Below are 16,861 nucleotides of genomic sequence, written 5' to 3'. Positions count from 1 at the left end.
TATGCCGACCACGCGCAGCCATGTCCGCCACGCCGGGCTCTTGAGCAACCTACTCGCTCTGGCCCTCCTCACCCTTCCCTTACCCACCCAGGCTGCAAGTACAGCCGCCGACGCCAGACTAAGTGACTCACGCTGCAGCGCGCTAACGCGTATCAGCTGACGCTCTCGACTCAAGGCCTATCCGGGCCTGCCTTATACCGCCTGGTTTGCCAGAACCGGGAACACTCTCTGCGCCCTATTCAAGGGCAAGCCATTCGCTAACGCCTCCTTTTGCAGCACGGCCGCAGCTATCCAACAGCTGAAAGCCCTTTAATCCAGGGCGTTGCCTGGTTGGCGCAGCTCTTGCTTTAGCCCTGTTACAGGTAGCCAATGGCGGCTGCTCAACAAACGACAAAGACGTCGCATAAACCACGCCCCAAGGCGTTCGGCTTATGCGGCGTTTTGCGTTTTACGCCCCAGCGTTTGGGGCTGGCACCTGCCCTGCGATCCAGGGCTTGCGCTAGTAACTCTCTCAACCCAGCTGTGGCGGAGGGTCTGTTGATGTTTCGCTGCAATCGCGTCGAAGCGTCAACAGACCCTGCTCCTCAGGGTGGCGTACCACAAGTACACCACCTCCCCGATGGGTTGCGGCCGCCGTGTCCACGACCATGGCGTACCGCACCCCACCGGGACCCTTTTTTGCTGAATGAGGTTTTCGATGAATACAAGTTTCTGGAAATCCGGCCACACCCCAACCTTGTTCGCCGCGTTTCTGTATTTCGACCTGAGCTTTATGGTCTGGTACGTGCTCGGCCCACTGGCTGTGCAGATCGCCACCGCTCTCGACCTGACCGCGCAACAGCGCGGTCTGATGGTCGCTACGCCAATTCTTGCCGGCGCCGTGCTGCGCTTGCTGATGGGCTTCCTGGCTGATCGCCTGTCGCCCAAAAGTGCCGGCCTGATTGGCCAGGTGATCGTCATCGTGGCGCTGTTCTGTGCTTGGCAGATCGGCATCAACAGCTACGAACATGCCTTGTTACTCGGTCTGTTCCTCGGCTTTGCCGGCGCGGCCTTCGCCGTCGCCCTGCCGCTGGCCTCGCAATGGTATCCACCGCAGCACCAGGGCAAGGCCATGGGCATTGCCGGTGCAGGCAACTCCGGCACTGTACTGGCTGCGCTGTTCGCCCCTGGTTTGGCGGCGCTGTTTGGCTGGCAGAACGTCTTCGGCTGGGCATTGATCCCACTGCTGGCAACCCTGCTGATCTTTGCTCTGGTAGCCAAGAACGCCCCCGAGCGGCCCAAGCCTAAAGCCCTGGCTGACTACCTGAAAGCCCTGGGTGACCGCGACAGCTGGTGGTTTATGTTTTTCTACAGCGTGACCTTCGGCGGCTTTATCGGTCTGGCCAGCGCCCTGCCCGGTTATTTCAACGACCAGTACGGCCTGAACCCGGTGACCGCCGGTTACTACACTGCCGCCTGCGTCTGCGCCGGCAGTCTGATGCGTCCCCTCGGCGGCGCACTGGCTGACCGTATCGGCGGCATCCGCTCGCTGCTGATGATGTACACCCTGGCCTCCTTGAGCATTGCCGCTGTGGGTTTCAACCTGCAAAGCTCGACTGCAGCACTGGCCCTGTTCGTCGCTGCCATGCTCGGCCTGGGCGCGGGTAACGGCGCGGTGTTCCAACTGGTGCCGCAGCGCTTTCGCAAAGAAATCGGCGTAATGACCGGACTGATCGGCATGGCCGGCGGCATCGGCGGCTTCCTCCTGGCCGCAGGTCTGGGCACCATCAAGCAGCAGACCGGTGATTACCAACTCGGCTTGTGGCTGTTCGCCAGCCTCGGTGTGCTGGCCTGGTTCGGTCTCTACGGAGTCAAGCTGCGCTGGCGCACCACCTGGGGCAGCGCAGCAGTCACCGCCGCCCGCGTATAACTGCTGAATGTAGGGTGGATGACGCTTTATTCATCCACCATGGAGCAACGGTGGATCGCCAAAGCGCGATCCACCCTACCCAAAACCCTTGGAGCACTGAGGCAAAGGCGGGGCTGACTGGCAGCGCTTATTGCACTGGTCAGGAAAACCGGGAGAAGTCGGCAGCGGCTCTCCTTGGCTGCCTCACCAGCCTCGCCTTTGCCTCAGCGCTTCTTCAGCAACAGACCCAGGAACTTCAGCATGGCCTTGCAACTGACCTTCGGCGAAGCCAGTGCCACAGGCCCGCGCAGCGAAAATCAGGATGCCATTCGCGTGGTCACCCCGGTACCGGCGCTGGCGGCCAGTAAGGGCTACCTGTTCGCCCTCGCCGATGGCGTCAGCCAATGCGCCGACGGCGGCCTGGCAGCGCGCGCCACCCTGCAGGCCCTGGCCCTGGATTACTACTCCACCCCGGAAACCTGGGCGGTCACCCAATCGCTGGACCGCGTACTGGTCGCACATAACCGCTGGCTGCAAGCCAATGGCGGTGGCCAGCCGCTGCTCACCACCCTAAGTGCGCTAATCCTGCGCGGCCGGCGTTTTACCCTGGCACATGTCGGTGATTGCCGGGCCTATCGCTGGCTGGACGGTACGCTCGAGCGCCTCAGCGAAGACCATGTGTGGGAACAACCCGGCATGCAGCATGTGCTCAAACGCGCCATGGGCCTGGATCAGCACCTGGTGATGGATTACCTGGATGGCGAGCTGCGCGAAGGCGAATGTTTTGTGCTGGTCAGCGACGGTATCTGGGCCACCCTGGGCGACGCGGGCATTCAACGCATCCTCCACGATGAACAGGATCTGCCCGCCGCCAGCCGTGCACTGGTCAATGCCGCGCACCTGGCCGGCAGCCAGGACAACGCCAGCGCTCTGCTGCTGCGCGTCGAGGTCTTGCCGCAAAGCGATCTGGCCGACACCCTGGCGCAACTGCAGCACTGGCCGCTGCCGGCCAAACTGCGCGAAGGTCAGAACTTCGAAGGCTGGCAGGTCGAGCGACTGCTGGCCGAATCGCGCCAATCGCTGGTGTATCGGGTGCGTGATGCGCAGGCGCGGCGCTGGCTGCTGAAAACCCTGCCGCCCAATCGCAGCGATGAGCCGCACGCCTGCCCCGCGCTGTTACTCGAAGAATGGTTTCTGCGTCGCGTGGCCGGGCGCTTCTTCGCCGAAGTGCATCCGCTGCCGCAGCGTCAACACCTGTATTACGTGCAGCGTGAATACGCCGGGCAAACCCTGGCCGAACACCTGCGCCTGAGCGGCCCACTGGGCCTGCCAGAATGGCTGGACATTGCTCCACGGCTGATCAAGGCCCTGGGCATGCTGCACCGGCGCAATATCCTGCACCGTGATATCAAGCCGGAAAACCTGCTGTGGGGCGATGACGGCGAGCTGCGCGTGCTGGATTTTGGCCTGGCCTACTGCCCCGGCCTGACCCGTGACGAAGCCTGCGAACTGCCCGGCACCCCCAGTTATATCGCCCCGGAAGCCTTTACCGGTGTTGCCCCCAGCCCGCAGCAGGACCTCTACAGCGCAGGCGTTACGCTGTATTTTCTGCTCACTGGGCATTACCCCTACGGCGAAATTGAAGCCTTCCAGCATCCGCGTTTCGGTCAACCGACCCCAGCCAGCCGCTATCGTCCGGACTTGCCCAGCTGGGTCGACGACAGCCTCAACCGCGCCCTCAGCGCCGAGCCGAAACAACGCTATGAAACCGCCGAAGAATGGCTGCTAACTTTAGAGCAGGCGGAACGCAAATCCCTTAACAGCCGACCGCGCCCACTGCTGGAGCGCGAGCCACTGCTGGTCTGGCGCAGCGTGGCGTTGTTTTCCCTGCTGCTGAATCTGGCCCTGTTGATCGGGCTGCTGCGCTAAAGCCGCCGCTTGCGCACCAATACTGCGCAGGGCGCCTTTAAACGGTGCGTAAAAAACCTCGCGAAACAACTGTAACTTGCTGATAAGTCTTGAAAATACGCCTCACGCAAGTTGGCACAGGCTCTGCATTGGTAATCGCACAATTTAATAAAGCGCGGCCTCAACGAAGATGGCTGTACTTCCCGATAGAACGGGACTTGGACAAAGGCGTCCTCGCTAGGTGACTAGCGGGACGCCTTTTTTGTTGGCAGCCATTTATGGCCGCTACCCGAGATACACAAGGCTTGAGGAGATCAAAATGAGCGCAAAAGTCTGGCTGGTAGGCGCAGGCCCCGGTGACCCGGAGCTGCTGACCCTCAAGGCGGTCAAAGCCCTGAACCAGGCCGAGATCGTGATGATCGATGACCTAGTCAATCCCGCAGTACTGGAGCACTGCCGCAACGCGCGGATCATGCCGGTAGGCAAGCGTGGCGGTTGCCGCTCCACGCCGCAGGCGTTTATCCATCGCCTGATGCTGCGCTATGCGCGCCAGGGCAAATGCGTGGTGCGCCTTAAAGGCGGAGACCCCTGCATATTCGGCCGTGGCAGCGAAGAGGCCGACTGGCTGGGCGAGCACGGTATCGAGGTGGAAATGGTCAACGGCATCACCGCAGGTCTAGCTGGAGCGACCAACTGCGGCATCCCCCTGACCCTGCGCGGCGTAGCCCGCGGGGTAACCCTGGTCACCGCGCATACCCAGGATGACAGCAGCCTGAACTGGTCCGCCCTAGCCCAGAGCGGCACCACCCTGGTGGTGTATATGGGCGTGGCCAAACTGCCGGAAATCCGTGAAAGCCTGCTTGCGGGCGGCATGCGCGCCGACATGCCGGTGGCCATGATTGAAAACGCTTCGCTGCCACACCAGCGCGAGTGCCGCAGCAGCCTCGCAGCCATGCAGCAAGCCGCTCACGACTTCCAATTGAAAAGCCCGGCCATTCTGGTGATTGGCGAGGTTGCCGCGCAACCCAACATGCAGCTCGCTGCTATCAGCGCCTAACCGCTTCGCGCTCCGCGAAGTTCCCCTTGCCCGCCACCAGCGGGCTTTTTTTTGCGCGGATTTTTCTTTATGGCTGTCCAGGATGACATGCCATAAAGAAAAACCCGGCCGAAGCCGGGTTTTCTATACAGCCAGATCGATTACTGCTTGATCTGAGCTTCTACTTCAGCTTCTACGCGGCGGTTAACAGCGCGACCAGCGTCGGTAGCGTTGTCAGCAACCGGACGAGCTTCGCCGTAGCCAGCAGCGTTAACGCGAGCAGCGTCTACACCATACTGGTTGACCAGCACGTCACGAACAGCGCTAGCACGACGCTCGGACAGTTTCTGGTTATAGGTGTCGCTGCCTTTAGAGTCAGTATGACCTTCAACCACGGTGGTGGTCTGTGGGTACTGCTTCATGAAGTCAGCCAGGTTCTTGATGTCGCCGTAGCTTTCTGGCTTGACCTGGGCCTTGTCGAAGTCGAACTTCACGTCCAGCTCAACACGTACCAACTCCAGCGGCTCTTCAGCAGCAGCAACTGGCTCAGGAGTCGGCTCAACAGCAGCGACAACAACCGGAGCCGGCTTGCTGCCGCCACCGAAGTTCATGCCGATACCGACGCTTGGAGCCCACTCGGTGTCGCCCTGGTCGATGTTGTACTGAGCTTCAACGCCAGCACGGGCGTAGAAGTTGTCAGTGAAGTAGTACTTGGCGCCGCCGCCGATGTTGGCGAAGGTAGAGCCATTACGACCACCGCGACCGGACTGGCCGATGCTCTGATCCGAGAAACCAGCGGAAACGTATGGACGCAGTGCGTCGCCAGCGTTGTTGAAGTGGTACAGAGCATCCAGAGCGGTGTTCGAGCCCTTGATGTTGCGGCCGTCTTCGCCACGAGCGTTGTGCACTTCGTCGTAGGCCAGACGCAGTTCAACGTCGTCAGTCAGGTAGTAGCCGATGCTACCGCCGAACAGGTTGCCGTTGTTTTTGAAGTCACGGGCGCTATCGAACATTTCTTTCTTAGCAAAACCCTCCACTTCGACAGCGCCTTGACCCTGAGCCAGAACGCTGAGGGAGGAAGTGGCCAACAGCGAGCCAATGACAACGCCTAAAGTGTTTTTCAATTTCATTACTAATGTTCCCTATCTTGGTGGTCAGTAAGTTGTCTGACAAACACAAGACAACTCAGCCGGCAATTCTAACAGAATTAACCGTTAGCTAGGATGGCTTTATTCAAGATAAGTTTCAGTGCTATCGGAAAATTTCTCGCGCAGACGGTCGAGTGCGCGTTTATAGCGCATTTTCGTGGCACTCAGGCCCATGTGCATAATGTCGGCAATCTCTTGAAACTCCAGTTCTGCGACAAAACGTAGCACCAGAATTTCCCGATCAATCGGATTGACGTGCACCAGCCAACGATCAAGACCTGCTTTATCTTCAGGCTTTGGCGCCTTTTCTTCGGACGCTTCTTCAAGCGGGTCCAAACTTAAGGCGTCAATAAGACGGCGTTTACGCCGTTCTTTGCGATATTGAGTAATACATTCGTTGTAAGTAATGCTGTACAACCAGGTTTTGAACTTTGATTTGCCCTCAAAGTTCTTCAGGCCATATAAGACCTTGAGCATGACCTCCTGACAAACATCGTCAGCATCACGGTCGTTACCCAGATAACGCGCACAGACGTTGAATAGCGTGCGCTGGTAGCGACGCATCAACTCTTCATAAGCGCGGGTTATGTGGAACAACTCGTCATGGGCACGCGCCACCAACTCTTCGTCCGAGAGTTCGCGGGGGTCATAACGCAGAGACGCAGAGTGGGCTTTATTCAAAACGAGTCGGGCCGACAGTCAGGACATAAGCCAGCGCAGCCTGCAAATCAGGCTGCGGATTGGCCGCATACAATAACAGGGATTGGCCTTAGCGGCTGCTTACCTGCTGCTCGAGCAAGGTACGGTTGGCCACTGAAACCAGCTCACCGGCTTCCGTCAGCAGCGTGGTTTTGACCGTGCCGATTTCCTCGATCTGCCCTTCGACCGCACCAACCTGTACTTGTTGCCCAACCTCATACAACTCGCGCACATATATGCCGGCCAGAATCTGGCTGGCAATATCCCGGCTGCCCAGCCCCAGCGCCAAAGCGACCGCCAAACCCACCGAGATCAGCACAATGGCAATCACGTTGTTGAGCAGGTCGGTTTTCACCTCAAGCTGACCGATCGCCACCGAGATACTGATGATGATCACCAGGCCCTGGGCAACGCGAGCCAGCCCGCTCGCATAATCCAGCCCGACACCTTCTGCGGCGCCGCGCACCAGGCCGCTGACCAGCTGCGCCAGCAGAACGCCCGCGAGCAGCACCAAGGCTGCACCGAAGACTTTCGGCAGGTACAAGGCCAGCACATCAAGCGTCGCGGAAACCCGCTCCAGGCCCAGGGACTCGGCGGCCGTCACCAGGAAGATCAGCAGCACGAACCAGTAGACGATCTTGCCGATCAGGGTCGATACCGGCACCTGAATGCCGGCACGGCTCAGCAGCTTGGTCAGACCCGTACCTGCCATCAGGCGATCCAGGCCGATCTTGCCGAGCAATTTCGACAGCAGCGTGTCGAGGAACTTGGCCACCACAAAACCCAGCAGTACCACCACCATGGCGCCAAACAGACGCGGGATAAAGGCAGCAATCGGGGTCCAAACGCTGGCCATCGCGTCAACTAGAACTTGAGTAAATTCCATGCTCAGTCAGCCTTATTAACAGTTGATTCGGTGGTTTTACGGCGCGAGACCGGCGCCACATGCGCCGAGCCGTTATTCAGTGCCAGCATCAGTGCGCCAGCCCAGTGCCCCATCAGGGCAAATAGATCACCGGCACCGACCTGGCGATTGGCGGTTTTCAGCACGCGATGCAGGCAAGCGTCATCGTCGTGACTCGAGGCGGGCGACTTAAGCAAATCGCGCAGTGATTCTTCAAAGGGATCGTGCATGACGCACCTCACAGGATGTGTCGGCTAGACGAGACGAATACCAGGCAAGTCACATCAGATCCAACGCAAGCGACGAAACAGCAGCCACTGCACCAGCGCCACGGCGGCCATCAGCGAACACGCCAGGAGAAAGCCATGGGGGCTTTCCGAGCCAGGGATACCGCCGACATTGATGCCGAGCAGGCCGGTGAGAAAACTCATTGGCAGGAAGATACCGGTGATGATGCCGAAGCGGTACATGGTGTGGTTCATCCGCTCATCCATGCGCCGATTCTCCGCCTCCAGCAACAGGTTGACCCGCTCACGGCTCAACTCCAGCTCTTCGAGGTAGCGCGTCAGGCGGTTATTCAGCTCGTTCCAGTAGCTGCTATCGGCGCCCACCAGCCAGGCCTGGGCACTGGCCGTGAGCTGTCCGTAGATATCGCGCTGCGGCGATAGAAAACGCCGCAAGCTGGCGGCGCGCCGGCGTATTTGCAGCAGCACGGCATGCTCAGGCGGCTGGCTTTCCACAGCATCGGCGCGTTCTTCCTGATCGTCGACCTGCTCGGACAACTCGCCGACCAGCAGCTCGATCTTGTCCGTCAGGTAGTGCGCCAGGCGCAGGATCAGCTCAGCCGAGGTTTTCGGCCCCCTGCCCGCCAGCAAGTCCTCGATCAAAACTTCGGTGGCGTGCAAGGGCCGCAAGCGCAGGGAGATCGCGCGCTGCGCGTCGGCAAAGATGCGCACCGAGACCATGTCCTCAGGCTCCGCCCCTGGATTGAGATTCAGACCACGCAGAAACAGCAGCAACTGCTGCTCAGGCAACGCCAGCAAACGCGGACGGGTGTTCTCTTCCAGCAGCAGGTCGCAGGCAAAAGCGCTCAGGCCACTGTCGGTACGCAGCCAGGTGTGCGTTTGCGAGTGACTGCGATCCCAATGCAGCCAGAGGCTTTCCTGCTCGCCCAGCACCAGGTCGTGCAGCTCCTGCCGGGCAATACTGCGGGCGCCGCCCTGTCCATTAAGGACAAAGGCGTGCACCAGACCCCATTGCGCGTTGTCACCTTCGTGCATGACGGTTTCCTGCAAGCGCCCTACTCCGGCATCTGCAGCACAGACGGCGAGATGATCACGCCGTTGTTGTCGGCATAGATAAACTCGCCTGGGCGGAAGGTCACGCCACCAAAGGTCACCGCGACGTTAAGGTCACCGATGCCGCGCTTGTCGGTTTTCATCGGATGGCTGGCCAGGGCCTGGATGCCCAGATCGGTTTGCGCCAGCACGTCGACATCACGCACGCAGCCATACACCACAATGCCTTCCCAGCCATTCTTCGCGGCTTTCTCGGCCAGCATGTCGCCCAGCAGCGCACGGCGCATGGAGGCACCACCGTCGACCACCAACACCTTGCCTTTGCCCGGCAGGTCGACCTGCTCCTTGACCAGCGAGTTGTCCTCGAAGCACTTGACGGTGACGATCTCGCCACCGAAGGAATCGCGACCGCCGAAGTTGCTGAACATCGGCTCAACCACCTGGACCAGCTCCGGGTAGGCGTCGCACAGATCGGGCGTGATGTAGTGCATGGCAAAGCTCCTTGGATAGTGTGAGGGTGCTTACAGGTCGATCCCGACCCGGTCCGCATCATAAGCCACAGGCAAATACACAAGACTGGCGCAGGGCGCATTCAGCGCGCGACCGCTGGCCAGGTCAAACTCAATTCCGTGCCGCGGGTAACGCGGCACACATGAACCGCGATACTAGCCGCAAGCTTACTCAGCGGAAACGGCTTTATTGCCTTCTAGCTCGCGGCTTTCCAGCTCGGCAGCCACCTGTGGGCTCTTGCGCAGCCACTGCTCGACCAGCGGCCAAACCTCACGCTGCGCTTCTTTGCTGACGAGCATTTCGACATGGCCGAAATCACCGCTAAAGCCATGCTTTTTGCCTAGACAGAGAAACTCACTCAAGGGCGAGCCAAATTGCTTGAGCAGTTTCTCGCAGGCCCAGGCCGGGTCCTGATGATCGCCCAGCGCGGCCACGGCCATGACCGGCACGCGCACGTCGGCCAGGCCTGCCCACCAATCACGCTCAGCATCGCCAAAACGGCCGAACAAGCCATGCCAACGCAAGCTTTCGACCGCCAGACCAATCGGTTCATCCTCAGGGCCGCGCTTGAGCCGCGAGCCGGAAATCACCGAGAAACGCTTGAGCAGCAAGCGGCTGCCCCACTCCAGTGGCGGCAACTTCAGTGGCCAGTAGACCCGACTGACCTGGCTGCCAAACAGCACGCCAGAGGCAACTTTGCTTTCACTCAGGTAATGCCCACCGAGCGCCCCGGCGAGGGTAATCCCGCCGAGCGAATGGCCCAGCCAGTGGGCCTTCTGCGGATTCTGCTCATACACAAAATCGGCAATCGCCGGCAAGTCGTAGCGTACGTAGTCACTGACCGTGTTGCGTGAATAGTCGCGGTTACGCGGCGATAAACCGTGGCCGCGCATTTCGGCGATCCATACATCAAAACCGGCGCGCGCCAGGTAAGGCCCCAGGCCAATACACTTGGGGGAATACCAGAAGCGCCGATTGGAAAAGCTGCCGGGAAGCAAAATCACCGGTATGCCGCGCACCTGCTCATGCCCGGCACGGCCGAGACGGGTCAGTGCCAATTCAACACTGCTATCCGGACTGTTGCCGGGCTTGAGGCGATAGACATCCTCGCTCAAATCACCACGCAACTCCGCGCTGATCAAGGCGACGGGGAAAAGCTCACTGCTGCTTTGCATTTTTGCTCTGGCGTAAAAAAGGGCAGGATCAACCCGCCCTTGAATAGAGATTTTAAAGCGCTATCAGGCTGGCGCTTGACCTTCGGCCAGGAAGAACCAGGTATCAAGCACCGAATCCGGGTTCAGCGACACGCTTTCGATGCCCTGCTCCATCAGCCAGCGCGCCAGATCAGGGTGGTCGGACGGGCCCTGACCGCAGATGCCGATGTACTTGCCGGCCTTGTTACAGGCCTGGATGGCGTTGCTCAGCAGCTTTTTAACCGCAGGGTTACGCTCATCGAACAGGTGCGCGACGATGCCGGAGTCACGGTCCAGGCCTAGGGTCAGCTGGGTCAGGTCGTTGGAACCGATGGAGAAACCGTCGAAGAACTCGAGGAACTCCTCAGCCAGAATCGCATTGGACGGCAGCTCGCACATCATGATGACCTTTAGGCCATCCTGACCACGGGCCAGACCGTTGGCGGCCAACAGATCGACCACCTGGCTGGCTTCGCCCAGGGTGCGCACGAACGGCACCATGATCTCAACGTTGGTCAGACCCATCTCGTTACGCACTTTCTTCAGCGCGCGGCACTCCAGCTCGAAGCAGTCGCGGAACGATTCGCTGATGTAACGCGACGCACCACGGAAGCCGAGCATCGGGTTTTCTTCTTCCGGCTCGTAGAGCTTGCCGCCGATCAGGTTGGCGTATTCGTTGGACTTGAAGTCCGACAGACGCACGATGACCTTCTTCGGCCAGAACGCCGCAGCCAGGGTGCTGATGCCCTCGACCAGTTTCTCGACGTAGAAATTGACTGGATCGTCGTAACCAGCGATGCGTTTCTCAACGCTGTCCTTGATCTCCGGCGGCAGGCCAGCGAAGTTCAGCAGCGCTTTGGGGTGCACGCCAATCATGCGGTTGATGATGAACTCCAAACGCGCCAGGCCCACACCTTCGTTGGGCAGCTGAGCGAAGTCGAAGGCGCGATCCGGGTTACCGACGTTCATCATGATCTTGAACGGCAGATCCGGCATGGCATCGACCGAGTTCTTGCGAATGTCGAAGCCCAGTTCACCCTCGAAGATAAAGCCGGTGTCGCCCTCGGCGCAGGAAACGGTCACGCCCATGCCGTCTTTCAGCACCTGGGTGGCGTTGCCGCAGCCGACTACCGCTGGAATACCCAGCTCACGAGCGATGATCGCAGCGTGACAGGTACGCCCACCACGGTTGGTGACGATGGCGCTGGCGCGCTTCATTACCGGCTCCCAATCCGGGTCGGTCATGTCGGAGACCAGCACATCGCCGGGCTGGACTTTGTCCATCTCGGACACGTCATGGATAACCCGCACGCGGCCTGCACCGATCTTCTGGCCAATGGCGCGACCTTCAACCAGCACGGTGCCGGTTTCCTTGAGCAGGTAGCGCTCCATCACATTGACATTGGTGCGGCTTTTCACTGTTTCAGGACGCGCCTGAACGATATACAGCTTGCCATCGTCGCCGTCTTTGGCCCACTCGATGTCCATCGGGCGACCGTAGTGCTTCTCGATAATCATCGCCTGCTTGGCCAGCTCACTGACCTCAGCATCGCTCAGGCAGAAGCGCGCACGTTCGGCGCGGTCCACATCGACGACCTTGACCGATTTACCGGCCTTGGCTTCATCGCCGTAGATCATCTTGATGGCTTTGCTGCCCAGATTGCGGCGCAGAATGGCCGGGCGGCCGGCTTCCAGCGTCTGCTTGTGCACATAGAATTCGTCAGGGTTAACCGCACCCTGCACCACGGTTTCACCGAGGCCGTAGGCGCCGGTGATAAACACCACGTCACGGAAGCCCGACTCGGTGTCCAGGGTGAACATCACGCCGGCGGTGCCGGTTTCCGAACGCACCATGCGTTGCACGCCGGCAGACAGGGCGACCAGTTTGTGGTCGAAGCCCTGGTGCACGCGGTAAGCAATGGCGCGGTCGTTGAACAGCGAGGCGAATACTTCCTTGGCCGCGCGGATTACGTTTTCCACGCCACGAATGTTCAGGAAGGTTTCCTGCTGGCCGGCAAAGGATGCATCCGGCAGGTCTTCGGCGGTGGCCGAGGAGCGCACGGCAACGGCCATATTGTCGTTACCAGCGGCCATTTCGGCGAAGGCGGTGCGGATCTGCGCGTTCAACTCTTCAGGGAAGGCCGCATCCATCACCCACTGACGGATCTGCGCGCCGGTTTTGGCCAGGGCGTTGACGTCATCAACATCGAGGGCATCGAGCGCGGCGTGGATTTGCTCGTTCAGGCCACTCAGTTCGAGAAAGTCTCGGTAGGCCTGGGCCGTAGTGGCGAAACCGCCAGGCACCGAAACGCCGGCACCGGCAAGGTTGCTGATCATCTCGCCCAGGGAGGCGTTCTTGCCCCCTACGTGCTCAACATCGTGATTGCCGAGCTTATCGAGGGAAACTACGTACTCTACCAAGGTGATCTCTCCACTGAATGTTGGAAAAGCTCAGAACCCGTTCAAGGCTCTCTAGGGGCTGGGAAGCTCGGCGGCAGACATGCCCGCACGATTGTGGCCTGGCCCTGGAAAATAAGTAACAATGCCGGCCAGATCGGCCCTGCAAAGGCGGGCCTATCATAGCCAAGATTCGTCCTCAGCTTAAGGCCCATGGCGCAAATGAAACGAACCGCTTTTTTCATCTCAGATGGCACCGGCATTACTGCCGAAACCCTGGGCCAGAGTCTGCTGGCACAGTTTGAAACCATCGACTTCACCAAACTCACACGCCCCTACATCGACAGCGTGGAAAAAGCGCGCGCAATGGTACAACAAATCAACACCGCAGCAGAGAAAGACGGCGCGCGGCCGATCATCTTCGACACCATCGTCAATCAGGACATTCGCGACATCCTGGCCGAATCCGATGGTTTTATGATCGATATCTTCTCGACCTTCCTCGCCCCACTGGAGCAGGAGTTGACCTCGCACTCCTCCTACTCGGTCGGCAAGTCCCACTCCATCGGCCACAACTCCAACTACATGGAGCGTATCGAGGCGGTCAACTTCGCCCTGGACAACGACGACGGTGCGCGCACCCATTACTACGACAAGGCCGATCTGATCCTGGTTGGCGTCTCGCGCTGCGGTAAAACCCCGACCTGTCTGTATATGGCCATGCAATACGGCATTCGTGCCGCAAATTATCCGCTGACCGAAGATGACATGGAGCGCCTACAACTGCCGGCCGTGCTGAAAAAGCACAAGGACAAGCTGTTTGGCCTGACCATCGACCCGGACCGACTCACCGCCATTCGCCACGAACGCAAGCCCAACAGCCGCTACGCCAGCTTCGCCCAGTGCGAGTTTGAAGTACGCGAGGTGGAAAACCTGTTCCGCCGCGAGAACATCAACTTTATCAACTCCACTTATTTTTCCGTGGAAGAGATTTCCGCGAAGATCCTGGTGGAAAAAGGCGTTGAACGGCGCCTGAAGTAGCATGGGTTAGACGCAACGCGGCGTAACCCATCCTTCATGCCGATGGGTATCGCTGCCGCAGCCTTTAGAAACAGTCGCCCGGCACCCGCACCCAGCCTTCCATCAAGATTCGCGCACTGCGACTCATGATCGCCTTGGTTACCGTCCACTGGCCATCAACCAGCGCCGCTTGAGCCCCCACACGCAAGGTGCCGGATGGATGGCCAAAACGCACTGCTTCGCGCGCACTGCCACCGGCCGCCAGATTGACCAAGGTGCCCGGAATCGCCGCCGCCGTGCCGATGGCCACCGCGCAGGTGCCCATCATCGCGTGGTGCAGCTTGCCCATGGACAGTGCGCGCACCAGCAGATCGATCTCGCCCGCAGGCACCGTCTTGCCGCTGGATGACAGGTAGTCCTTGGGTTTGGCGACAAAGGCAATCTTCGGCGTGTGCTGGCGGGTGGCCGCTTCTTCCGCCGTCTTGATCAAGCCCATACGCAACGCCCCCGCCACGCGAATTTTCTCGAAACGCGCCAACTGCTCAGGGGCACCGTTGATCTGCTCGCGCAGCTCAGTGCCGCTGTAGCCAATGTCTTCGGCATTGACGAATACGGTCGGGATACCGGCAGTGATCATGGTCGCCTTGAAAGTACCGACACCTGGCACCTCCAAGTCATCAACCAGATTGCCGGTGGGAAACATCGAACCACCCTCCTCGCCGTCATCGGACGGATCGAGAAACTCCAGCACGATCTCCGCGGCCGGAAAGGTCACCCCGTCCAGCTCGAAGTCGCCGGTTTCCTGCACCTGACCATTGCTGACCGGCACATGGGCGATGATGGTTTTGTGGATATTCGCCTGCCAGATCCGCACCACGCAGATGCCGTTTTCCGGGATACGCGCCGGATCAAGCAAGCCTGCATGAATGGCAAAAGCACCGGCACCAGTAGACAGGTTGCCGCAGTTACCGCTCCAGTCGACAAAGGCTTTGTCGATGGAGACTTGGCCGTATAGATAGTCGACGTCATGATCCGGCTGGGTGCTTTTGCACAGGATCACGCACTTGCTGGTGCTGGAGGTCGCGCCGCCCATGCCATCGATTTGCGCGGCATAAGCATCGGGGCTGCCGATCACCCGCATAAATAGTGCATCGCGCGCAGCGCCCGGCACCTGACAACTTGGCGGCAGGTCCTGCAGGCGAAAGAACACGCCCTTACTGGTGCCGCCACGCATATAGGTGGCGGGAATTCTAATCTGGGATAGATGAGCCATGGCTTGGTCCTGGCTGAAGAGTGAAATTGCCGTAGGGTGGATCACGCGTCACCGACCCACCGTCTGTGCGCGAAAACGGTGGATGGAAAAGCGCCGTCCACCCCACGGAATCAGGCGACGGCGCCTTCGAGGAAGTCCTGGGCGAAACGCTGCAGCACGCCACCCGCCTTATACACATGCACCTCGGCCGCAGTGTCCAGACGGCAGATCACCGGCACCTTAACCACGTCACCATTGCGACGACTGACCACCAGGGTCAGATCGCAGCGCGGCGAAACATCGCCTTCGATGTCGTAGGTTTCGGTACCGTCGAGGCCCAGAGTCAGGCGATTGGTACCCGACTTGAACTCGACCGGCAGCACGCCCATGCCGACTAGGTTGGTACGGTGGATGCGCTCGAAGCCTTCGGCGACGATCACTTCCACGCCAGCCAGACGTACGCCCTTGGCCGCCCAGTCACGCGAGCTGCCCTGACCGTAGTCAGCACCGGCGACGATGATCAGGTTTTGCTTGCGGCTCATGTAGGTTTCGATCGCTTCCCACATACGCATGACCTTGCCTTCCGGCTCGACGCGCGCCAGCGAACCTTTCTTCACTACACCGTCAACCACGACCATCTCATTGACCAGTTCTTTGTTGGCGAAAGTAGCGCGCTGCGCCGTCAGGTGGTCGCCACGGTGGGTGGCGTAGGAGTTGAAGTCCTCCTCCGGCAGGCCCATCTTGTGCAGGTATTCACCGGCGGCCGAGTTCATCTGGATCGCGTTGGACGGCGACAGGTGATCGGTGGTGATGTTGTCCGGCAGGATTGCCAGCGGCAGCATGCCCTTGAGCGTGCGCTCACCGGCCAACGCGCCTTCCCAGTACGGCGGACGGCGGATGTAGGTGGACATTGGGCGCCAGTCGTACAGCGGGCTTTCCGCTTCCTCGATAGTGCCCAGATCGAACATTGGGATGTAGATCTGCTTGAACTGCTCCGGCTTCACCGAGGCGGCAACGATAGCGTCGATTTCCTCGTCGCTCGGCCACAGGTCCTTCAGGGTGATCGGATTGCCCGCTTTATCGGTACCCAACACGTCCTGCTCGATATCAAAGCGCACGGTACCGGCGATGGCGTAGGCCACCACCAGCGGCGGCGAGGCCAGGAAGGCCTGCTTGGCGTAGGGGTGGATACGCCCGTCGAAGTTGCGGTTACCGGACAGAACAGCAGTGGCGTACAGGTCGCGGTCGATGATTTCCTGCTGGATCAGCGGGTCCAGCGCACCGGACATGCCGTTACAGGTAGTGCAGGCATAGCCGACAATGCCGAAGCCCAGCTGCTCCAGTTCGGTCAGCAGACCCGCGTCTTCCAGATACAGCTTGGCGACTTTCGACCCAGGAGCGAAAGAGGTCTTGACCCACGGCTTGCGCAGCAGACCCAGTTCGTTAGCCTTCTTCGCCAGCAGACCGGCGGCCACCACGTTGCGTGGGTTGGAGGTGTTGGTGCAGCTGGTGATGGCGGCGATGACCACGGCACCGTCGGGCAGGGTGCCTTCCTGCTGGGCGGGCATGGACCAGGGGCCTGCGATGCCTTTGGCAGCCAGTTCGCTG

General features: G+C 60.1%; 14 protein-coding genes. 4 read left to right on the top strand and 10 right to left on the bottom strand.

Going from position 1 to position 16,861, the window contains the following annotated elements:
- Window positions 1–697: 697 nt before the first annotated feature.
- The 3 genes from Q8M42_RS17340 (at window position 698) to cobA (ending at window position 4,853) form a co-directional block, all read left to right on the top strand.
- Window positions 698–1,909, top strand: coding sequence for a NarK/NasA family nitrate transporter (locus Q8M42_RS17340; RefSeq protein WP_304867732.1), 1,212 nt, complete (start codon window positions 698–700; stop codon window positions 1,907–1,909).
- Between the two features lie 240 nt (window positions 1,910–2,149).
- Window positions 2,150–3,817, top strand: coding sequence for a bifunctional protein-serine/threonine kinase/phosphatase (locus Q8M42_RS17335; protein WP_304867730.1), 1,668 nt, complete (start codon window positions 2,150–2,152; stop codon window positions 3,815–3,817).
- 298 nt (window positions 3,818–4,115) lie between these two features.
- The gene (gene cobA / locus Q8M42_RS17330; RefSeq protein ID WP_304867728.1) at window positions 4,116–4,853 is read left to right on the top strand and encodes a uroporphyrinogen-III C-methyltransferase; all 738 of its coding nucleotides are present in this window, start codon (window positions 4,116–4,118) and stop codon (window positions 4,851–4,853) included.
- A gap of 140 nt (window positions 4,854–4,993) precedes the next feature.
- On the opposite strand, the gene Q8M42_RS17325 is transcribed toward cobA, so the two are convergent.
- The 8 genes from Q8M42_RS17325 to ppsA form a co-directional block, all read right to left on the bottom strand.
- Entirely contained in the window at window positions 4,994–5,962 is a 969-nt protein-coding gene (locus Q8M42_RS17325) for an OmpA family protein (RefSeq protein ID WP_304867726.1), read from the bottom strand.
- Window positions 5,963–6,061: 99 nt separating this feature from the next.
- Entirely contained in the window at window positions 6,062–6,661 is a 600-nt protein-coding gene (sigX, locus tag Q8M42_RS17320; RefSeq protein WP_304867724.1) for an RNA polymerase sigma factor SigX, read from the bottom strand.
- A gap of 88 nt (window positions 6,662–6,749) precedes the next feature.
- The gene (locus Q8M42_RS17315) at window positions 6,750–7,565 is read right to left on the bottom strand and encodes a mechanosensitive ion channel domain-containing protein (RefSeq protein WP_304867722.1); all 816 of its coding nucleotides are present in this window, start codon (window positions 7,563–7,565) and stop codon (window positions 6,750–6,752) included.
- Between the two features lie 2 nt (window positions 7,566–7,567).
- Complete coding sequence (locus tag Q8M42_RS17310; protein ID WP_304867721.1) at window positions 7,568–7,813, bottom strand: CrfX protein; 246 nt, start codon at window positions 7,811–7,813, stop codon at window positions 7,568–7,570.
- A 54-nt stretch (window positions 7,814–7,867) separates the two neighbouring features.
- A complete protein-coding gene (locus Q8M42_RS17305) occupies window positions 7,868–8,863 on the bottom strand; it encodes a CorA family divalent cation transporter (protein WP_304867719.1) in 996 nt (331 codons plus the stop codon).
- A 20-nt stretch (window positions 8,864–8,883) separates the two neighbouring features.
- Entirely contained in the window at window positions 8,884–9,372 is a 489-nt protein-coding gene (gene rraA / locus Q8M42_RS17300) for a ribonuclease E activity regulator RraA (RefSeq protein WP_304867717.1), read from the bottom strand.
- Between the two features lie 186 nt (window positions 9,373–9,558).
- The gene (locus Q8M42_RS17295; protein WP_304867715.1) at window positions 9,559–10,566 is read right to left on the bottom strand and encodes an alpha/beta fold hydrolase; all 1,008 of its coding nucleotides are present in this window, start codon (window positions 10,564–10,566) and stop codon (window positions 9,559–9,561) included.
- 63 nt (window positions 10,567–10,629) lie between these two features.
- Window positions 10,630–13,005, bottom strand: a complete 2,376-nt coding sequence (gene ppsA, locus Q8M42_RS17290) for a phosphoenolpyruvate synthase (RefSeq protein WP_304867713.1) — start codon at window positions 13,003–13,005, stop codon at window positions 10,630–10,632.
- A gap of 198 nt (window positions 13,006–13,203) precedes the next feature.
- Between ppsA and Q8M42_RS17285 the strand changes: the two genes are divergently transcribed.
- On the top strand, window positions 13,204–14,022 hold the full coding sequence (locus Q8M42_RS17285; protein ID WP_304867712.1) for a pyruvate, water dikinase regulatory protein: 819 nt from the start codon (window positions 13,204–13,206) through the stop codon (window positions 14,020–14,022).
- Between the two features lie 64 nt (window positions 14,023–14,086).
- On the opposite strand, the gene prpF is transcribed toward Q8M42_RS17285, so the two are convergent.
- Window positions 14,087–15,274, bottom strand: a complete 1,188-nt coding sequence (gene prpF, locus Q8M42_RS17280; RefSeq protein WP_304867710.1) for a 2-methylaconitate cis-trans isomerase PrpF — start codon at window positions 15,272–15,274, stop codon at window positions 14,087–14,089.
- Window positions 15,275–15,384: 110 nt separating this feature from the next.
- Window positions 15,385–16,861, bottom strand: a 1,477-nt coding sequence (acnA, locus tag Q8M42_RS17275; protein ID WP_305285001.1) for an aconitate hydratase AcnA, incomplete at its 5' end; no start/stop codon positions are given.

This window comes from Pseudomonas sp. (assembly GCF_030684895.1).
Taxonomy (GTDB): Bacteria; Pseudomonadota; Gammaproteobacteria; order Pseudomonadales; family Pseudomonadaceae; genus Aquipseudomonas.
This window is presented reverse-complemented; position numbering and strand designations above follow the sequence as displayed.

Bases quoted from the DNA above. Each gene is read 5' to 3' on its own strand.
- Q8M42_RS17285 (WP_304867712.1), top strand. From the start codon at position 13,204: ATGAAACGAACCGCTTTTTTCATCTCAGATGGCACCGGCATTACTGCC.
- Q8M42_RS17305 (WP_304867719.1), bottom strand. From the start codon at position 8,863: ATGCACGAAGGTGACAACGCGCAATGGGGTCTGGTGCACGCCTTTGTC.
- rraA (WP_304867717.1), bottom strand. From the start codon at position 9,372: ATGCACTACATCACGCCCGATCTGTGCGACGCCTACCCGGAGCTGGTC.
- Q8M42_RS17315 (WP_304867722.1), bottom strand. From the start codon at position 7,565: ATGGAATTTACTCAAGTTCTAGTTGACGCGATGGCCAGCGTTTGGACC.
- cobA (WP_304867728.1), top strand. From the start codon at position 4,116: ATGAGCGCAAAAGTCTGGCTGGTAGGCGCAGGCCCCGGTGACCCGGAG.
- Q8M42_RS17295 (WP_304867715.1), bottom strand. From the start codon at position 10,566: ATGCAAAGCAGCAGTGAGCTTTTCCCCGTCGCCTTGATCAGCGCGGAG.
- Q8M42_RS17335 (WP_304867730.1), top strand. From the start codon at position 2,150: ATGGCCTTGCAACTGACCTTCGGCGAAGCCAGTGCCACAGGCCCGCGC.
- prpF (WP_304867710.1), bottom strand. From the start codon at position 15,274: ATGGCTCATCTATCCCAGATTAGAATTCCCGCCACCTATATGCGTGGC.
- Q8M42_RS17325 (WP_304867726.1), bottom strand. From the start codon at position 5,962: ATGAAATTGAAAAACACTTTAGGCGTTGTCATTGGCTCGCTGTTGGCC.
- Q8M42_RS17310 (WP_304867721.1), bottom strand. From the start codon at position 7,813: ATGCACGATCCCTTTGAAGAATCACTGCGCGATTTGCTTAAGTCGCCC.
- Q8M42_RS17340 (WP_304867732.1), top strand. From the start codon at position 698: ATGAATACAAGTTTCTGGAAATCCGGCCACACCCCAACCTTGTTCGCC.